Genomic DNA, 15,391 nt, shown 5'->3' on the forward strand with positions numbered 1-15,391 from the left:
CGACCTGCTGGTCAGCCAGGCGGCCGGTGGGTCAGGCGGTGGCGAGGATGGTGGTCAGGGCTGTGGTCAGGTCGTGTTCGGGGGCGGTGGAGGGGAGCGGGGTGCGCCAGGCGACGTGGCCGTCCGGGCGTACCAGGACCGCGCCCGCCGCGCCGACGCCGTACTCCACGGCCCAGGTCGCGGAGGTGTACGTGCCCCGGTCGGGGAGGATCTCGACCGCCGTCAGGTCGCACCCGGTGCGGTGGGCCGCCGGGAGGGCGGCCCGCGCCCAGGCGGGGCTCGCCGTCATGAGGGTGAAGCGGGGACCGAGCAGGTCCAGGGTGGACACGGGACCGTCCGGGCCCGCCAGCCACACGTGCGGGGCGCGGTGGCCGGGCCGGGCGGACGGGACGTAGACGCGGTAGGGGTCACCGGGGGCGGGGGCCGGCGTGCCGTCCGGGATGACCGCGGCGGACTCGTAGCCGAAGCCGAGGACCAGCCCCTCGCAGCTGCGCCGGCCCGCCTGCTGGTCGACGGCCTCCCGCATGGACAGCCGCCCCTCCATCATCCGGAAGGTGATCAGCGCGTTGTTCAGGCTCTCGTCCACGGTACGGGCGGCGATCGGCCGCCGCTCGGCGGTGTAGGTGTCCAGCAGCGCCGGCCCGGCCGCGCCGCGCAGGACGGCGGCCAGCTTCCAGGCCAGGTTGTGGGCGTCCTGAATGCCGCAGTTCATGCCGAACCCGCCCTGCGGGGTGGCCACATGCGCGGCGTCCCCGGCCAGGAAGACCCGGCCCGACTGGAAGCCGTCGGCGACCTTGGCCTGCTGCAGCCAGGGCAGCACGCCGAGGATGCGCACGGGCAGGTCCGGCACCCCGACGGCGGCGCGCACGGCGGCCAGGCACGCCTCCTCGGTGAAGTCGGCCGGGCTGCCGCCCTCCTCGGGCTCGTACCCGGTCTGCACCATCCACCGCCGCCCGTGATCGACCGCCTCCACGGCGCACGGCGGATCGCGCAGGAAGGACAGCGCGGCCCGCCGCTCGGGCGGCAGGAAACCCAGGTCGGCCTCGAACATGATGCTGATCATGTGGCCGAGCACCGGCGGCCCTTCGACCTTGATGCCGAGCCGCTCGCGGACCCCGCCGCGACTGCCGTCGGCGGCCACCAGATAGCGGCAGCGCACCAGGACCTCCCGGCCCCCGGCGGACACGACGGCCTCGACGCCGCCCGCGACCTCGCGCATGGCGGTCATGGTGGCCCCGAACCTGACGTCCGCGGCCGGGCCCGCCTCAGCGCGCCGGCGCAGGATGACCTCCAGCAGGTCCTGGGAGCAGAGGAAGGTGTAGGTGGGGCTGTGCGGGGCGTCGCGGTGCAGCGCCGCCGCCGACCTGACGAAGTCGTCCGCCGTCAGGGAGCTCCCGACGCCCACCGCGAGGAACTCCTCGCGCGGCATTCCGGCGCTCTCCACCTCGTCCTGAATTCCCCAGGACCGGAGAATCTCCATGGTCCGGGTGGTGATGAGCCGGGCTTTCGGGAAAATCGCCGTGCCCGCATGCTTTTCGACCAGCAGCGTGGATATTCCGTGGCGGGAAAGTTCGATGGCGGTGGACAACCCGACGGGCCCGCCCCCGACCACCAATACATCCACCTCATGCTGATCCATGGCGTCAGGATCGAATATGCCGATTACCTCAGTCAATACGAGGATATCCGCATGATGTAGGCGTGATATCCCGACTTAGTAGCTTATGTAGGGAAGATCCAGATAAGTCATTTCTGCGCTTGCCGAATTCCTGGAGACGCTGATGCTGTTCACCCAAGGCTCCGTGGCCCTGGTCACCGGCGGGTCGCGCGGGATCGGCCGGGCCGTCGCGCTCGACCTGGCCAGGGAGGGCGCCCACGTCATCGTCAACTACGCCAACTCCGAGCAGGACGCCAAGGAGGTCGTCGCCCGGATCGAGGAAGCGGGCGGCAGCGCGACGAGCGTGCGGGCGGACGTCACGGACGAGGAGTCCGTACGCCGCGTGTTCCGCGACATCCGGGCCGACCACGGCCGCCTCGACGTGCTGGTGACCAGCGCCGGCATCACCCAGGACCGCTTCCTCATCGCCATGAGCCTGGAACAGTTCCGGGCCCCGGTGGACACCAACCTCGTCGGCACCTTCCTCGCCTGCCGGGAGGCGCTGAAGCTGATGCAGCACCAGCGCAGCGGATCCATCGTGACCCTGTCGTCCTCCAGCGGCCTGGACGGCGGCTTCCCCGGCCAGACCAACTACGTGGCGTCCAAGGGCGCGATCATCGCCTTCACGCACGCGCTGTCCAACGAGGCGGCCCCGCACGGGGTGCGGGCCAACGTGGTCGCGCCCGGGTTCGTCGCCACCGACATGACCCGCAGGGTTCCCGCCGACATCAGGAAGCAGTACGAGTCGCGCATCCGCCTCGGCCGGATGGGACGCCCCGAGGAGATCGCCTCGATCGTCACCTTCCTGGCCTCCGACAAGGCGTCGTACATGTCCGGCTCGGTGGTGGTCGCCCACGGCGGCGGCCTCGGGTGAACCACCCACCTCTCCCTCTCGCAAGCCCCGAGGCACCAGGAGGAATCATGACCATCGACGAGCTGCGCGCGAAGGCCGCCGAACGGCAGCAGACCTGCAGCCAGATCAAGAAGATGATCGTCTCCCGGCTCGACCTGGAGATCGAGCCCGACTGGATCACCGACGACCAGCCGCTGTTCGGCCGCGGCCTGGAGCTGGACAGCCTCGACGTGCTGGAGCTCTACGTGGCCATCGAGGCGGAGTTCGGGGTCGCGCTCTACGACAGTGAGATGGCCGTCTTCGGCTCGGTCTCGCGACTCGCGGACGAGGTCAACCCGGCCCTGCGGGCCCAGGGATGACCGTCACGCAAGCGCAGCCCGCCGCCCTGCCGGTCGTCTCCGGGCTGACCCACGACCAGGTGCGCGCGGTCCTGCCGCACCGCTGGCCGATGCTGCTGCTGGACCGGGTCGGCAAGGTCGAACCCGGCGTGAAGGGCACGGCCACCAAGAACGTCGCCGGCACCGAGCTGTGGTTCCAGGGCCACTTCCCGAACGAGGCGGTGCTGCCCGGCGTCGTCATCACCGAGGCGCTGGCCCAGCTCGCCGGCGTGGTCTTCGCCCTGGCCGGGGCCAGCGAGATCAGCTACCTGGCGGGGATCAAGTCGATGCGCTTCCGGCGCCCGGTCGTCCCCGGCGACCAGCTCACCCTCACGGCCGAACGCGCCGGAGGCGGCGGCGGATTCGCGGAGTTCCGCGTGTCGGCCCGGGTGGCGGGTCAGGTGGCCGCCGAAGGAATCCTCACGATCGCCGATCCGGCCGGTCAACGTTCTGTGCGAAAGGTGTGAACCATGGTCAACGTCCTCGCGGCCACCCATCCTGAGGGAACCGTCTACGGCGAGGTCGGCGATGTGACCGTACCGCTGCGTTTCTCGGCCGCGCCCGGCGCGCTGTCGGAGGAGTACGCGGCACTCAGGGAACGCGCCGCCGTGATCGACCTCAGCGGGCACCGGCTCATCGAGGTCACCGGCCCCGACGCGCTCGGGTACGCGCAGCGGGTGCTGGCCCGCGACGTGGAGTACCTCACCTCCGACCGCTGCATGATGAGCCTCGTCCTGGACGACGCCGGACAGGTCGTGGACCAGGTGCTCGCCTTCGGCCGGGAGGACGGCATCCTCCTGGCGAGCTCGTGCGGCGCCGGGACACGTCTGCTGGAGCACCTGCGGGCGCAGGCCGGCGACGGCATCGAGATCGCCGACCGCTCCCCGGAGCTGGTGCTCGTCGGGCTGGAGGGCCCGTACGCCTGGGGCGTGGTCGGCCGGCTGATCGACGGTGAGCTGGCCTCGCTGCCGTTCGAGTCCGTGGTGGAGACCACCTGGGACGACGTGGACATCGTCTTCGCCAGGACGGGCTTCACCGGCGAGTACGGCTACCAGATGATCGTCCCCCGGGAGGCGGCAGCCGGTCTGTGGCGGCTGTCCCTGGAGCACGCCCGCCCGGCCGGCCAGGAAGCCCTGGAACTGGCGATGCTGGAGGTACGCCAGCCGATGCCGCGCCACGAGGCCACTCCGGGCGCCACGGTGATCGAGATCGGCGCCAACTGGCTCGTCGACGTCACCAAGGAGGCGTTCGTGGGCCGCGAGGCCGTGCTGGAGGCGTTCGAGTCGGGGACCGGGCGGCGCACCGTCGGATTCACCTGCGCCGACGGCGTGCCCCTGGCCGGCACCCGGGTCATGGCCGGCGACCAGGTCATCGGCGAGGTCGTGCACGCCGTGCACAGCGTCGGCCTCGGCACCACGCTCGGCCTGGCCCGTGTGGACCGCGACCTGGCCGCCGCCGGGCTGGAGCTGTCGGCAGGCGGCGTCGGGGTCACCACGCTGACCAGCCCCTACATCGTGCCCAAGAGCTGGAGCATCCCGATCATCTGATCGGCCTGCCCGCTTCTCGCGAGAAGGAGACAAGCATGGCGCTGCGGCCCGTCGTCGTCACCGGCCTGGGCATCATCTGCGCGGCCGGCCGCGACCCCGCGGACTTCTGGTCGCGGCTCACCACCGGCCAGGGGGGCCTCACCCCCGTGCTGGACGAGGCGTACGCGGTCTTCGAGGCCAGGCACGCCGGCCAGGTGCCCGAGGAGTGGATCACCTCCCAGCTGCCCGGCGCCGACGCCGGGCTCGACCGGACGGCCAAGCTGGCGCTCGTCGCCGCGCGCCAGGCGATCGCACAGGCGGGCACGGTGACCGCCGAACCCGAGCGGTTCGGGATCATCCTCGGCAAGTGCCAGGCGACCCCGGACGTCGCGGGCCGCTACCAGCCCATGCACCGCACCGGCGACGTGCTGGCCGAGCGGCTGGAGCTGCGCGGGCCCCGCATCCTCGTCTCGACCGCGTGCGCGGCCGGTGGGAACGCGGTCGGGCTCGCCATGGACAAGATCCTGACCGGCGAGGCGGACGCCGTCCTGGCCGGTGGCGTGGACCCGCTGCTGTTCGGCACCTACGCGGGCTTCGCCGGGCTGCAGGCGCTCAGCACCGGCCCGTGTCGCCCCTACAGCCGCTCCGACGGGCTCAACCTGGGCGAAGGGGCCGCCTTCCTGCTCCTCGAACCGCTGGACCTGGCCCTGGCGCGGGGCGCGGTCCCGCTGGCCGAGGTCGCGGGCTACGGCCTGTCGGCCGACGCCTACCACGCGACCGCGCCCGACCCGACCGGCAGGGGAGGGGCCGCGGCGGTGCGCCGCGCGCTCGCCGCCGCGGGCCTGTCACCGCAGGACGTGCACTACGTCAGCGGCCACGGCACCGGCACCCCGGCCAACGACGCCATGGAGGCCAAGGTCATGCGCCTGGCCTTCGGCGAGCGTGCCGGGCAGGTGCCCACCAGCAGCATCAAGTCCTTCCTCGGCCACACGCTGGGGGCGGCGGGCGCGGTCGAGGCGGTGGCCGCAGTGCTGGCGCTGCGCCACGGCGTCGCCCCGCCCACGATCGGCTTCGACACCGAGCCGTCCGCCCCCGACCTGGACTTCGTGCCGAACGTGGCCCGTCCCATGACCATCGAGACGGTCGTGTCCAACAACTACGCGTTCGGCGGCAACAACGTCTCTCTCGTGCTGACCCGGCCACATGTCCAGGGCGGCCCGCGCCCGTACGAGGACCTGCCGCGCCGTGACGCGGTGATCACCGGGCTCGGGCCGGTCACCGGCGCGGGCACCGGCATCGCCGAGGTGAGCGCGGCCATCGCCGCCGGACGGCGGGCCGCCGGGCGCGCGCCCTCGCTGGACGGCCGGACCTACGCGCCCCGCTCGCTGTGGCGGCACATGAACCACCTGTCCCGCATGGCGATCGCCGCCTCCCGCCTGGCCTGGGAGGACGCCGGGCTGAAGCTGCCCAGGAAGGCGCTGGACGACGTCGGGCTGATCTTCGCCACCGGCGCCGGCTCGACCGAGAGCACCGGCGGCTTCGACCAGAGCATCGCGCTCAACCCGAACAAGCCGGCCGTGCTGAGCTTCTCCAACGTCGTGCTGAACGCCACCGGCGGGGCCGTCTGCCAGACGCTGGGCCTGCGCGGGCCGACCACCACGATCTGCAACGGCGGCGCCTCGGCCTCGATCGCGCTCGACTGCGCCCTGGAGCTGATCAGGGCGGGCAAGGCCGAGGTGGTCCTGGTGGTCGCGGCCGACGAGCGAGCCGGCGGCACGCCCGCGTACGAGGACCAGGAGAACGTGCCGACCCCGTACGAGACGGGCGCGGCGGAGCCGGTGCCGGGGTCCGCCGCGGTGGCCTTCGTGGTCGAGTCGGCCGACCACTGCGCGGAACGCGGCGGCCGGGCATACGCCCGAGTGCTGGGCACCGCCCACGCCACCCACCACCCAGCGGTTCGTCACGCGGTGGCGCGGGGCATCGCGGCGCTGCCGGAAGCGGCTCCCGGGGTGGTGGTCGGTGCGGGTCAGGACGGCGAGGCGGCGGCCGTGCTGGCGATGGCCTCCAGCGCGGCGCTCACCTCGTCCGCCGCGCTGATCGGCGACTGCCAGGCGGCGAGCGGGGCGATGAACATCGCCCTGGGCGCGCTGGCCGTACGCGACGGGATCGCGCCCGCGCTCGACGGGCTCACCCGGCCGGTCGCCGGCGACCCCGGCCACTATCTGACCGACCCCGCCCTGCCGGAGCCGGTGGCGCAGGCGCTCGCGCTGACCGCCGCGCCCGGCTCGGTGTGCGGCGCCGTCCTGCTGGGGGCGGCATGAGCACCCTCCCCTTCGACGTCGCCGAGACCGACCGCCTGCTGACGACCACGCGGTCCGTGCGCCGCCGGCTCGACCTGGACCGGCCGGTCCCGCGTGAGGTCATCCTGGAAGCGCTGGAGGTCGCCGTCCAGGCGCCGACGGCCAACAACCACCAGAACTGGCGCTGGCTGGTGATCACCGACCCGGCCGTCAAGCTGAAGCTGGCCGAGATGATCCGCTCGTCCTGGACGTTCCACCGCAACGACATCTGGACCAACGCGGGCCGCCGCCGCAACGACGCGCAGGCCAAGCGCAACTACGCCTCGGCGCACGCGCTCACCGAGACGCTGGAGGCGGTGCCGGCGCTGGTCATCCCGTGCGTGCTGGGCCGCCCGCCGAACGTCACGGCCATCAACGAGGCGTGGCGGACACGGATGGCGGACAAGCCCGACGAGGACCCCGGTCACCTGGTGCGCCACGGCGAGACCAGGGCCAGCATCTTCTACGGCTCGATCTTCCCCGCCATCTGGTCCTTCCAGCTCGCGCTGCGCAGCCGGGGCCTCGGCAGCACCATCACCTGCCTGCACGTCCCCCACGAACGGCAGGTCGGACAGCTGCTCGGCATCCCCTCGGGGGTCACGCAGGTGTGCATGATCCCGGTCGCCTACACGCTGGGGACCGACTTTCGCCCGGCCGACCGCTACAGCGCGGAAGAGCGCACCTACTGGGAGAGGTGGGGGAGTTGACGCAAGTGTTCGAGCAGCCCGACGTCGTCATCGTCGGCGGCGGCATCGCGGGCGCCTCGGCGGCCTGCAAGCTGGCCGCGGGCGGACTGTCCGTGGTGCTGCTGGAGAAGCAGGACGCCTACAAGGATCTGGTACGCGGTGAGTGGCTGGCGCCCTGGGGCATCAGGGAGGCCGGTCGCCTGGGCGTGGACGAGTGCTTCTGGAACGGCGGCGGCTGGGAGATCCGTGAGTGGATGACCTGGGACGAGGCCGTCACCGAGGACGAGGTCGAGGCCGTGGACATGACCGGGTTCATCCCCGGCATCGGCGGCCCGATGTCCTTCCCGCACCACGCCGTGTGCGAGCTGATGTCGGAGCAGGCCGTACGGAGCGGTGCCCGCCTGGAGATGGCCGCCTCGAAGATCGACGTGACGCCGGGCCCGCGCCCGGTCGTCTCCTACCGCACCCCCGACGGCCCGCGCGAGCTGCGCCCGCGGATCGTGCTCGGCGCGACCGGCAGGGGCTGCACGGTGGGCCGCCAGGTGGGCATCACCATGCGCAACTCCATGCACCACTGGGGCGGCGGCATGATGGTCGAGGGCCTGGACGCCTGGCCGCCCGACGTGCAGGCCATGGGCACCGAGGGTGACCGGATGTTCATGGTCTTCCCCCAGGGCTACGGCCGGGCCCGGCTCTACCTCAACTTCCCCACCGTGAACAAGCACCGCTATCGGGGCCCCGGCGGCGTGTCGCGGTTCCTGGCCGCCTTCGAGCTGGAGTGCCTGCCCGACCGGGGCAAGGCGGTGACCGAGGCGATCCCGGCCGGGCCGCTGTCGGTGTGGCCGTCGGTGTCGAGCGTCCCCGAGGGGCCGCCGATGACCGAGGGCGTGGTGCTGATCGGCGACGAGGCGGGCAACGCCGACACCGTGCTCGGCACCGGCCTGTCGTGCGCGCTGCGCGACTCCAGGACCGTCTGCGACATCCTGCTCGGCTCCGCCGACTGGTCGCCGTCGGCGTTCACGCCGTACGCCGAGGAGCGGGCCTTCCGGATCGAGCGGCTCGACTTCGGCGCCTCCATCATCAGCAGGCTGCACGTCGAGTTCGGGCCCGCCGCCGTCGAGCGCAGACGCCGGGTCCGCAAGCTGATGGCCAAGAACTTCGCCGCGCAGGTGACCGGGCTGCTCAACATGGTCGCCCCCGAAGAGGTACCCGAGTTCGGCTTCAGCGAGTTCTTCGCTGAGCGGTTGTTCAGGGAGACGGCATGATCGAGAAGAAGACGGTTCACGTCAACGGCGTCGACATCGCCTACGTCGACGAGGGCGAAGGCGACCCGGTCGTCCTGCTGCACGGCTTCCCCGACTCCTCCTACCTGTGGCGGAACCAGATCCCCGCGCTGGTCGAGGGCGGCTTCCGGGTCATCGCGCCCGACATGCGGGGCTTCGGCGACTCCGGCAAGCCGCAGGAGGTCGAGGCGTACGGGATGCAGACGATCGTCAACGACATCGTGGCGCTGACCATCGAGCTCGGCGTCCGGCGGCCGCACCTCGTCGGCCACGACTGGGGAGCGGCCATCGCCTGGATGTACGCCTTCCTCATGCCGCGCAGGCTCGATCACCTGGTGGCGCTGTCGGTCGGGCATCCCGGTGTCTTCGCCACGCCGTCGATCGAGCAGCGGGCGGCCTCCTGGTACATGCTCTTCTACCAGTTCCCCGGCGTGAGCGAGGAGCTGCTGCGCCGCAACGGCTGGCGGCTGTTCAAGGAGATCATGGGGCGCGACGGCGACCACGACCGCTACGTACGCGACCTGGCCAGGCCGGGCGCCCTGACCGCCGGACTCAACTGGTACCGCGCCAACCGCTCGCCCGCCTCCGAGCTGCGTACCTCCCGCCCCTTCCCGCCGGTTTTGGCGCCGGCGCTGGGCATCTGGGGCGCGGGCGACAAGGCCCTGCTGGAGGAGGGCATGGCCGGGTCCGGCAAGTTCGTCAAGGGCCCCTGGCGCTACGAGCGGATCGAGGACGCCGGCCACTGGCTGCCCCTCGACGCCCCCGACGAGGTCAACAAGCTGCTGCTCGGCTTCCTCGGCACCGAGCGCCCGGCACACGAGGAACGCCGGCCGCGCCGCCGCCTGTGAGCGAAAGGGAGTGCATGTCATGTTCGGCTATCTCTTCCCCGGCCAAGGCACCGTGCGCGTCGGCCTGGGCGCCTGGCTGCGCCGCAGGCCGGTGGCCCGCGACCGGCTCGACGAGATCGACGCGCTGCTGTCGCGGCCGATCTCCCCGCTGTGCGCGCGCGGCCCGCTCGACCGCCTGGTGTCCACCGAGCACGCCCAGGTGGCGGTGACCGCCTGCAACCTCGCGGCCCTGGCCGTGCTGACCGAGGAGGGGTACGAGCCCGCCGTCGTGGCCGGGCACAGCGTGGGCGAACTGACCGCGCTGCACGCGGCGGGCGTGCTCGACCTGGCCGGGACCGTACGGCTGGTGGAGACGCGCTCGCGGCTCATGGCGGCCGCCGCCGTGGCCGGCAGCGGCGGCATGCGCGCGGTGATGGGCCTGGCCGTCGAACGGGTGGAGGAGCTGGCCGCCGACGCCGCCGCGCCCGGCGAGCCCGTCGTGGTGGGGCTGGAGAACGCGCCCGGCCACGTGGTCGTCTCCGGCGCGGCCCCCGCCCTGGACCGTCTCGAGAAACTCGCCACCGATGCCACCAAGATCATTGCGCTCAAGGTGGGGGACGCCTACCACTCCCCGCTCATGGCCGCCGCGGTCCCCGCGTGGGCGGCGGAGGTCGCGGCGGCCGCGATGCGCGAGCCCCGCGTCCCCGTCGTGCCGAACGTCACCGGCGAGCCCACCACCGACCTCCGCACGCTCCGCGAGGCGCTGGTCGCCCAGCTCACCGGCAGGGTCCGATGGACCCGTACGATCGGCGCGGTCGACGCGATCGCCCCCGGGGTCGAGGTCGGCGACAGCAAGGTGCTGGCCGGGCTGTCCCGCCGGGCCGGGGCCCGCTGCCTGAGCATGGCCGATCCCGGCACCCTCCGCCGCCTGGCCAAGCAGGTGGCCGCGTGAACCGCTGGGGCAGCGCCGCCGTCGCCTACACCGGGCTGACGCGGCCGGTCGAGCTGCTCGGCGGGCTGCGGGTGGCGGACGTCTTCACCCCCGCCGAACGCGTCAGGTCCACGGCGGGCACGCTGGAGCACTGGGCCGGGCGGCTGGCCGGCAAGCGAGCGGTGCTGCGCCTGCTCGGCCTGCCGCCCACCGCCGGGCACCTCGGCCGGGTCGAGATCCTGCCGCGGCCCACCCCGGCCTGCCGGGGCGACGCCGCCTGCCTCGACGGCCACCCACCGGCCGTACACCTGAGCGGGGCACCCGCCACCCGGGCCGACCCCCACCGGCACATCCGCGTGTCGATCACCCACACCCGCGACCACGCCCTGGCCGTAGCCCTGGCCTCAGCCCTCCTCCCAGAGGACGCACAGCGTGCTGTGGTCCTTGCCTCTTCTCGCCTTTCCGAGGGTGCGGTGGGCGTGCGGGGTCGAATGGGGCATGGGGGAGGGCGTCGTGGGTGACCTGGACGTACGGAAGATCGCGGAAGAGCATCTGGCGGCGTGGAGCGCCGGCGACCCGGACGGGGTGGCGGCGAGTGTCGCGTCCTACGCCGACCCCGACTCCGGGGGCGTGCTGGCCGGTGACGCGCTGGTGGCGTACGCGGCGGGTGTGCTGGCACGTTTCGCGGGGCCGCGCTTTCTCGTGGACAGGGTGACGGGCGGGGAGGACGCGGTCACCGTCTCGTGGACGCTGCGGGCCGACCACCGGGGCGCGTATCTGGGCATGCCGGCGACGGGCGGGACCGTCGCGGTGTCCGGCACCGACCTGGTGACGCTCGCGCGGGACGGCGCGCACGTCCATCGGACCTACGACAGGCTGGCCCTCGCGGAGGCGCTGGGGTACGCGGCGCGGTTCGTGCCGGCCGCCGACGAGACGCGCGAGTACGGACTGAGCGCCCGGGTCGCCGCCGGGCGCACCGAGCGTCCCGGCGCGCTGGTGCTGACCTGGCTGGAGATCCGAGACGACGCCGAGGCCGCCGACGTGGACCTGCTCAGCGTGGAGATCGTCAAGTCGCTACGGGCGTCCCGCGGCTTCCTCGGCGCGACGACCTTCGACGCCGGGGACCGCAAGTTCACGCTGAGCGCCTACGACCGGCCGGAGTCGCTGCGCGCGGTCCATGCCCGGCCTCATCAGCGGGCCATGCGCCGCTTCTTCAAGGGCGGCCTGTGCACCCGCGTGCACACCAGCGTCTGGTACCCCGCCTCCGCCCGCGACTACGCCCGCTGCCCCACCTGCGCCACCGTCATCGCCACCGAAACCGACACCACGTGTCCATGCGGCTGGACCCCCGAAGACGCCGCCACCTTATGACCCCGCCCCCGCCCACGCCCGGGACCCCGACCCCGCGTCTGCCCCCCACCCAGTGTCTGCCCCCCGACCGAGTCCTCCGCCCCCGCGCCCGCCCTCCTGCCCACCGCGCCCCTGTGTTCCGCATTGCCCCCCGCCCATCGAGCCCCCGCGATCTGTGACCCCGAAGACGTAAGTGACTGGAGCGTTGATGATCGACTTCACCGCTGAGCATCGGCTCGGCGACAGCGCCAGGCCGGCCGTGGTGTTCATGTCCGCGCTGTTCGCGGGTGGCTGGATCTGGGAGCACCCCTACCGCCGGCTGGAGGCGGCCGGCCGGCCGGTGTTGCGTACCAATGAGGCGATCTGCGCGCTCGACCGCCGGGTCGCCGGCTCGATCGAGCAGCTCGGCGACGCGCTGCTGCGCGCGTGTGACGCGGCCGGGGTGGCGGAGATCGTGCTGTGCGCGAACTCGCTGGGCGGTCTGGTGGCCATCGACCTGGCGGGCCGCCGCCCCGACCGGGTGCTCGGCATCGTGGTCAGCGGCGCACCCGGCCTGACCGCCGACCCCGACGTCGGGCTCAGCTTCGATCGGAGGGGGAGCGTGCGGCCGTTCGGTGACGAGTTCGGCGAGCGGATGATGGCCGCGCTGTTCCACGGCGGGCAGAGCCTGTTCTCGGCTGAGCGCATGACGGAGGTCGGCGACATGCTGCGGCGTCCGGAGTCGATGGTCAGCATGGCCCGAAGCCTCAAGGCGACCCGCAGGTACCAGGTCAGGGCCGCGCTGGACCGAGTGGCCTGCCCCGCCATGTACGTCTGGGGCAGGCACGACCGGATGACGCCCGTGGATCCGTGGCTGGAGGTGCTGGCCGAGTACCCACGCAACGAGGTACTGCTCGTGGAGGACAGCGGGCACATCCCGATGGTCGAGCGGGCCGAGGAGTACACCGCCGTGCTGGAGCCCTTCGTGGCCCGCTGCGCCGGAGCGCCGGTGTGAACGCCGCCGTGGCCTTGGGCGCGAACGGCGCGGTGCCGGTGGGTGCCGATGGTGCCGTGGTCCTGGACGTGGACGTGGACGTGGACGGTGCGGTGCTGGTGGGTGTGGACATCGTGGAGGTGGATCGGATCGTCCGGGCGGGCCGGCGGGGTGGTGGCGTGTTCGACCGCCGCCTCACCACCGCCGCCGAACGTGACCTGGGCCTCGGGCCGGCCGCGTTCTCGGTGAAGGAGAGCCTGATCAAGGCCGTGGGTGGCCGCCCGCCGGGGTTCGCCTGGCACGACTTCGAGGCCGCGTCCCGGCCGCCCGCCGGTCGGGGCGCTTCGTTGCTGGAGGAGGCAGCCGGGGAGCTGGCCGCTTCGACCGGGCTGTCGTTGACCGAGGGCGCCGCGTACACCGTGCGTGGCGCGAGCGGCCGGGCGGCCCTGCGCCGATTGCGTCCCGAGGGCGGCGCGGACGGGACTGTGGCCGGCGCCGCCCGCTGGGGGATCGGCGACGGGCTGTTCGTTTCGCTGGCGATCGTGTACGTGGAGGGGAGCGTGTGATGTCGCGGATGGTGACCGTACGACCCGGAGAGTCGATCCAGCGGGCGCTGGACGAGGCGGGCCCGGGGGCACGAATCGTGCTGGAAGAGGGCGTCTACCCGCAGAACGTGTGGATCAGGCACTCGGGCGTGACCCTGGTCGGCGCCGGACCGGACCGGACCGTGCTGGTCCCCGGCGAAGGCGGGCCCGCGGGCGTGCCCCGGCTGCACGACGCGGCCGAGGACGTGGTCAGCGGCGTGACGGTGCACGGCGAGGGCACAGGCGGAGGCACAGGCGAGGGCAGCGGCGGGGGCACAGACGAGGGCACCGGCGCGGGCATCGGTGACGTGCGCGTGGAGGGGCTGTCCGTGCGCGGCTTCTCCGGCGCGGGGATCTACGCCCACACCGTCGCCGGCGTCACCGTGCGCGAGGTGACCGCCGAGGACAACGCCGTCTGGGGCGTCTACCTGCGCGAGTCGAGCGGCTGCGAGGTGGTGCGCTGCCGGGCCTCGGGCAGCCAGTACGGCGGCGTCGCCCTCAGCTTCTGCGCCCGCTCCGGCGGCCTGATCTCCGGCAACGAGACCTTCGCCAACGCCTTCGGCATCTTCGTGGACAACTCCTCCGGCGCGCGCGTCGTACGCAACGACTGCCACGGCAACGCGATCGGCGTGCTGCTGCTCAACCAGGTGTACGAGGGCGAGCCCGAGGGCGGGGTGCGCGACTGCCTGATCGCCGGCAACGAGCTGCACGGCAACGACCTGGCGAGCGGCGCCGAGCCGGACGGGCTCGGCGCGGCGGGGCCGCCGATCTCCGGCGTCGGCCTGGCGCTGATCGGCACCCACCGGGTCAGCGTCGTCGACAACCACATCCACGACAACCACCCCAGCGGCGAGTCCGTGATGGGCGCCGGCTTCGTGATCGGCTCCTCCAAGGAGTGGGGCGGCGACGACGCCCTGGACAACCACGTGCTGTGGAACCGGATCACCGGGAACAGCCCGCTGGACTTCCAGCTCGGCGCTGACCTGACACGGCAGGCGTTCGCCGGCAACATCGCCGACAAGGGCGACCCGCCGGGGCTGACGGCCGCGGCGGGCTGGGGCCCGCGATGATGCCCACGCTGGCCTGCGAGGGCCTGTCCAAGAGGTACGGCGACGTGGTCGCGGTCGATGACGTCGGCTTCGCGATAGCGCCCGGCCAGGCGTACGGACTCCTCGGACCGAACGGCGCGGGCAAGACGACGACGATCTCCATGCTCGTCGGGCTGCTGCGCCCGGACGCCGGGACCGTCCTGGTCGGCGGCACGGACCTGGCGGCCGATCCAAGGCGGGCCAAGGCCCGGATCGGTTACGTGCCGCAGGAGATCGCCCTGTACCCGGAGCTGACCGGTCGCGAGAACCTGCGCTTCTTCGGCAGGCTGTTCGGCCTGCCGCGACGCCGGCTGGCCGGGCGGATCGAGGAGGTGCTGGACCTGATCGGGCTGACCGACCGGGCGGACGGCCGGCTGGACACCTACTCCGGCGGCATGCGGCGGCGGATCAACATCGGCGCCGCCCTCCTGCACCGCCCCGACGTGCTGATCCTGGACGAGCCGACCGTCGGGGTGGACCCGCAGAGCCGCAAGGCGATCCTGGACGGGCTGGAGCTCCTGGTTCAGGACGGCATGTCCCTGCTGTACACCTCCCACTACATGGAGGAGGTCGAGCGGGTCTGCGAGCGGGTCGCGATCATCGACCACGGGCGGATCGTCGCCGACGGCACCAGGCGCGAGCTGGTCGCCATGGTCGGCAGCGCCGACAAGATCGAGCTGGTGCTCGACGGCGACGTGGAGGCGGCCTTCGCCAAGCTCCGCACCGTCGAGGGCGTCATCGAGGCGGCCAGGACCGGCGCCGGCTCCGTACGGCTGATCGCCGAGGGCGGCAGATACCTGCTGCCCGCGCTGATCACCGCCGTCGAGGGCAGCGCCACGGTCACCGCCACCCAGGTCATCGAGCCCGACCTCGAGGCGACCTTCCTGCACCTCACCGGCACCACCTTGCGGGACTGA

The 15,391-nt window shown here is 72.9% G+C and carries 17 protein-coding genes; 16 read left to right on the forward strand and 1 reads right to left on the reverse strand.

The genetic code is table 11. The features are described 5' to 3' along the window. Positions 1-31: 31 nt before the first annotated feature. On the reverse strand, positions 32-1,588 hold the full coding sequence (locus tag ACTMTF_RS43510; RefSeq protein ID WP_441115978.1) for an FAD-dependent monooxygenase: 1,557 nt from the start codon (positions 1,586-1,588) through the stop codon (positions 32-34). Between ACTMTF_RS43510 and ACTMTF_RS43515 the strand changes: the two genes are divergently transcribed. The 16 genes from ACTMTF_RS43515 (at position 1,529) to ACTMTF_RS43590 (ending at position 15,391) form a co-directional block, all read left to right on the forward strand. After that, a complete protein-coding gene (locus ACTMTF_RS43515; RefSeq protein ID WP_441115982.1) occupies positions 1,529-1,699 on the forward strand; it encodes a hypothetical protein in 171 nt (56 codons plus the stop codon). The two genes, ACTMTF_RS43510 and ACTMTF_RS43515, sit on opposite strands and share 60 nt — an antisense overlap. Positions 1,700-1,781: 82 nt before the next feature. Further along, complete coding sequence (fabG, locus tag ACTMTF_RS43520; RefSeq protein ID WP_397003713.1) at positions 1,782-2,531, forward strand: 3-oxoacyl-ACP reductase FabG; 750 nt, start codon at positions 1,782-1,784, stop codon at positions 2,529-2,531. A gap of 47 nt (positions 2,532-2,578) precedes the next feature. Next, a complete protein-coding gene (locus ACTMTF_RS43525; protein ID WP_189144725.1) occupies positions 2,579-2,869 on the forward strand; it encodes an acyl carrier protein in 291 nt (96 codons plus the stop codon). Further along, positions 2,866-3,354: a 3-hydroxyacyl-ACP dehydratase FabZ gene (fabZ, locus tag ACTMTF_RS43530; protein WP_441115957.1), complete on the forward strand. Its 489-nt coding sequence runs from the start codon at positions 2,866-2,868 to the stop codon at positions 3,352-3,354. Before ACTMTF_RS43525 ends, fabZ begins: the two co-directional genes overlap by 4 nt. 3 nt (positions 3,355-3,357) lie before the next feature. After that, the gene (locus ACTMTF_RS43535) at positions 3,358-4,434 is read left to right on the forward strand and encodes an aminomethyltransferase family protein (RefSeq protein WP_441115958.1); all 1,077 of its coding nucleotides are present in this window, start codon (positions 3,358-3,360) and stop codon (positions 4,432-4,434) included. Between the two features lie 35 nt (positions 4,435-4,469). Beyond that, the gene (locus tag ACTMTF_RS43540) at positions 4,470-6,734 is read left to right on the forward strand and encodes a beta-ketoacyl synthase N-terminal-like domain-containing protein (protein WP_441115959.1); all 2,265 of its coding nucleotides are present in this window, start codon (positions 4,470-4,472) and stop codon (positions 6,732-6,734) included. Further along, positions 6,731-7,459: a nitroreductase family protein gene (locus ACTMTF_RS43545; protein ID WP_441115960.1), complete on the forward strand. Its 729-nt coding sequence runs from the start codon at positions 6,731-6,733 to the stop codon at positions 7,457-7,459. The genes ACTMTF_RS43540 and ACTMTF_RS43545 overlap by 4 nt, the downstream gene beginning before the upstream one ends. A gap of 5 nt (positions 7,460-7,464) precedes the next feature. Beyond that, complete coding sequence (locus tag ACTMTF_RS43550) at positions 7,465-8,703, forward strand: NAD(P)/FAD-dependent oxidoreductase (RefSeq protein WP_441115979.1); 1,239 nt, start codon at positions 7,465-7,467, stop codon at positions 8,701-8,703. Further along, on the forward strand, positions 8,700-9,569 hold the full coding sequence (locus tag ACTMTF_RS43555; RefSeq protein WP_441115961.1) for an alpha/beta fold hydrolase: 870 nt from the start codon (positions 8,700-8,702) through the stop codon (positions 9,567-9,569). The genes ACTMTF_RS43550 and ACTMTF_RS43555 overlap by 4 nt, the downstream gene beginning before the upstream one ends. Before the next feature lie 19 nt (positions 9,570-9,588). Continuing rightward, complete coding sequence (locus ACTMTF_RS43560) at positions 9,589-10,500, forward strand: ACP S-malonyltransferase (RefSeq protein ID WP_441115962.1); 912 nt, start codon at positions 9,589-9,591, stop codon at positions 10,498-10,500. After that, complete coding sequence (locus tag ACTMTF_RS43565) at positions 10,497-11,000, forward strand: phosphopantetheinyl transferase (protein ID WP_441115963.1); 504 nt, start codon at positions 10,497-10,499, stop codon at positions 10,998-11,000. Before ACTMTF_RS43560 ends, ACTMTF_RS43565 begins: the two co-directional genes overlap by 4 nt. Beyond that, on the forward strand, positions 10,993-11,850 hold the full coding sequence (locus ACTMTF_RS43570) for an ester cyclase (protein WP_441115964.1): 858 nt from the start codon (positions 10,993-10,995) through the stop codon (positions 11,848-11,850). The genes ACTMTF_RS43565 and ACTMTF_RS43570 overlap by 8 nt, the downstream gene beginning before the upstream one ends. 187 nt (positions 11,851-12,037) lie before the next feature. Next, entirely contained in the window at positions 12,038-12,823 is a 786-nt protein-coding gene (locus tag ACTMTF_RS43575) for an alpha/beta fold hydrolase (RefSeq protein ID WP_397003697.1), read from the forward strand. Further along, positions 12,820-13,368, forward strand: coding sequence for a hypothetical protein (locus ACTMTF_RS43580; RefSeq protein ID WP_441115965.1), 549 nt, complete (start codon positions 12,820-12,822; stop codon positions 13,366-13,368). Before ACTMTF_RS43575 ends, ACTMTF_RS43580 begins: the two co-directional genes overlap by 4 nt. After that, positions 13,368-14,456, forward strand: a complete 1,089-nt coding sequence (locus ACTMTF_RS43585; RefSeq protein WP_441115966.1) for a right-handed parallel beta-helix repeat-containing protein — start codon at positions 13,368-13,370, stop codon at positions 14,454-14,456. Before ACTMTF_RS43580 ends, ACTMTF_RS43585 begins: the two co-directional genes overlap by 1 nt. Beyond that, positions 14,453-15,391 (forward strand): ABC transporter ATP-binding protein, encoded by a 939-nt coding sequence (locus tag ACTMTF_RS43590; protein ID WP_441115967.1) that lies wholly within the window; start codon positions 14,453-14,455, stop codon positions 15,389-15,391. Before ACTMTF_RS43585 ends, ACTMTF_RS43590 begins: the two co-directional genes overlap by 4 nt.

It is taken from the genome of Nonomuraea sp. ZG12, assembly GCF_052068115.1.
In the GTDB taxonomy this organism is placed as follows: Bacteria; Actinomycetota; Actinomycetes; order Streptosporangiales; family Streptosporangiaceae; genus Nonomuraea.

Excerpts from the sequence above, each read along its gene's own strand:
- fabG (WP_397003713.1), top strand. The coding sequence starts at position 1,782 with ATGCTGTTCACCCAAGGCTCCGTGGCCCTGGTCACCGGCGGGTCGCGC.
- ACTMTF_RS43555 (WP_441115961.1), top strand. The coding sequence starts at position 8,700 with ATGATCGAGAAGAAGACGGTTCACGTCAACGGCGTCGACATCGCCTAC.
- ACTMTF_RS43540 (WP_441115959.1), top strand. The coding sequence starts at position 4,470 with ATGGCGCTGCGGCCCGTCGTCGTCACCGGCCTGGGCATCATCTGCGCG.
- fabZ (WP_441115957.1), top strand. The coding sequence starts at position 2,866 with ATGACCGTCACGCAAGCGCAGCCCGCCGCCCTGCCGGTCGTCTCCGGG.
- ACTMTF_RS43560 (WP_441115962.1), top strand. The coding sequence starts at position 9,589 with ATGTTCGGCTATCTCTTCCCCGGCCAAGGCACCGTGCGCGTCGGCCTG.
- ACTMTF_RS43585 (WP_441115966.1), top strand. The coding sequence starts at position 13,368 with ATGTCGCGGATGGTGACCGTACGACCCGGAGAGTCGATCCAGCGGGCG.
- ACTMTF_RS43590 (WP_441115967.1), top strand. The coding sequence starts at position 14,453 with ATGATGCCCACGCTGGCCTGCGAGGGCCTGTCCAAGAGGTACGGCGAC.
- ACTMTF_RS43515 (WP_441115982.1), top strand. The coding sequence starts at position 1,529 with ATGCTTTTCGACCAGCAGCGTGGATATTCCGTGGCGGGAAAGTTCGAT.
- ACTMTF_RS43575 (WP_397003697.1), top strand. The coding sequence starts at position 12,038 with ATGATCGACTTCACCGCTGAGCATCGGCTCGGCGACAGCGCCAGGCCG.
- ACTMTF_RS43525 (WP_189144725.1), top strand. The coding sequence starts at position 2,579 with ATGACCATCGACGAGCTGCGCGCGAAGGCCGCCGAACGGCAGCAGACC.
- ACTMTF_RS43535 (WP_441115958.1), top strand. The coding sequence starts at position 3,358 with ATGGTCAACGTCCTCGCGGCCACCCATCCTGAGGGAACCGTCTACGGC.
- ACTMTF_RS43545 (WP_441115960.1), top strand. The coding sequence starts at position 6,731 with ATGAGCACCCTCCCCTTCGACGTCGCCGAGACCGACCGCCTGCTGACG.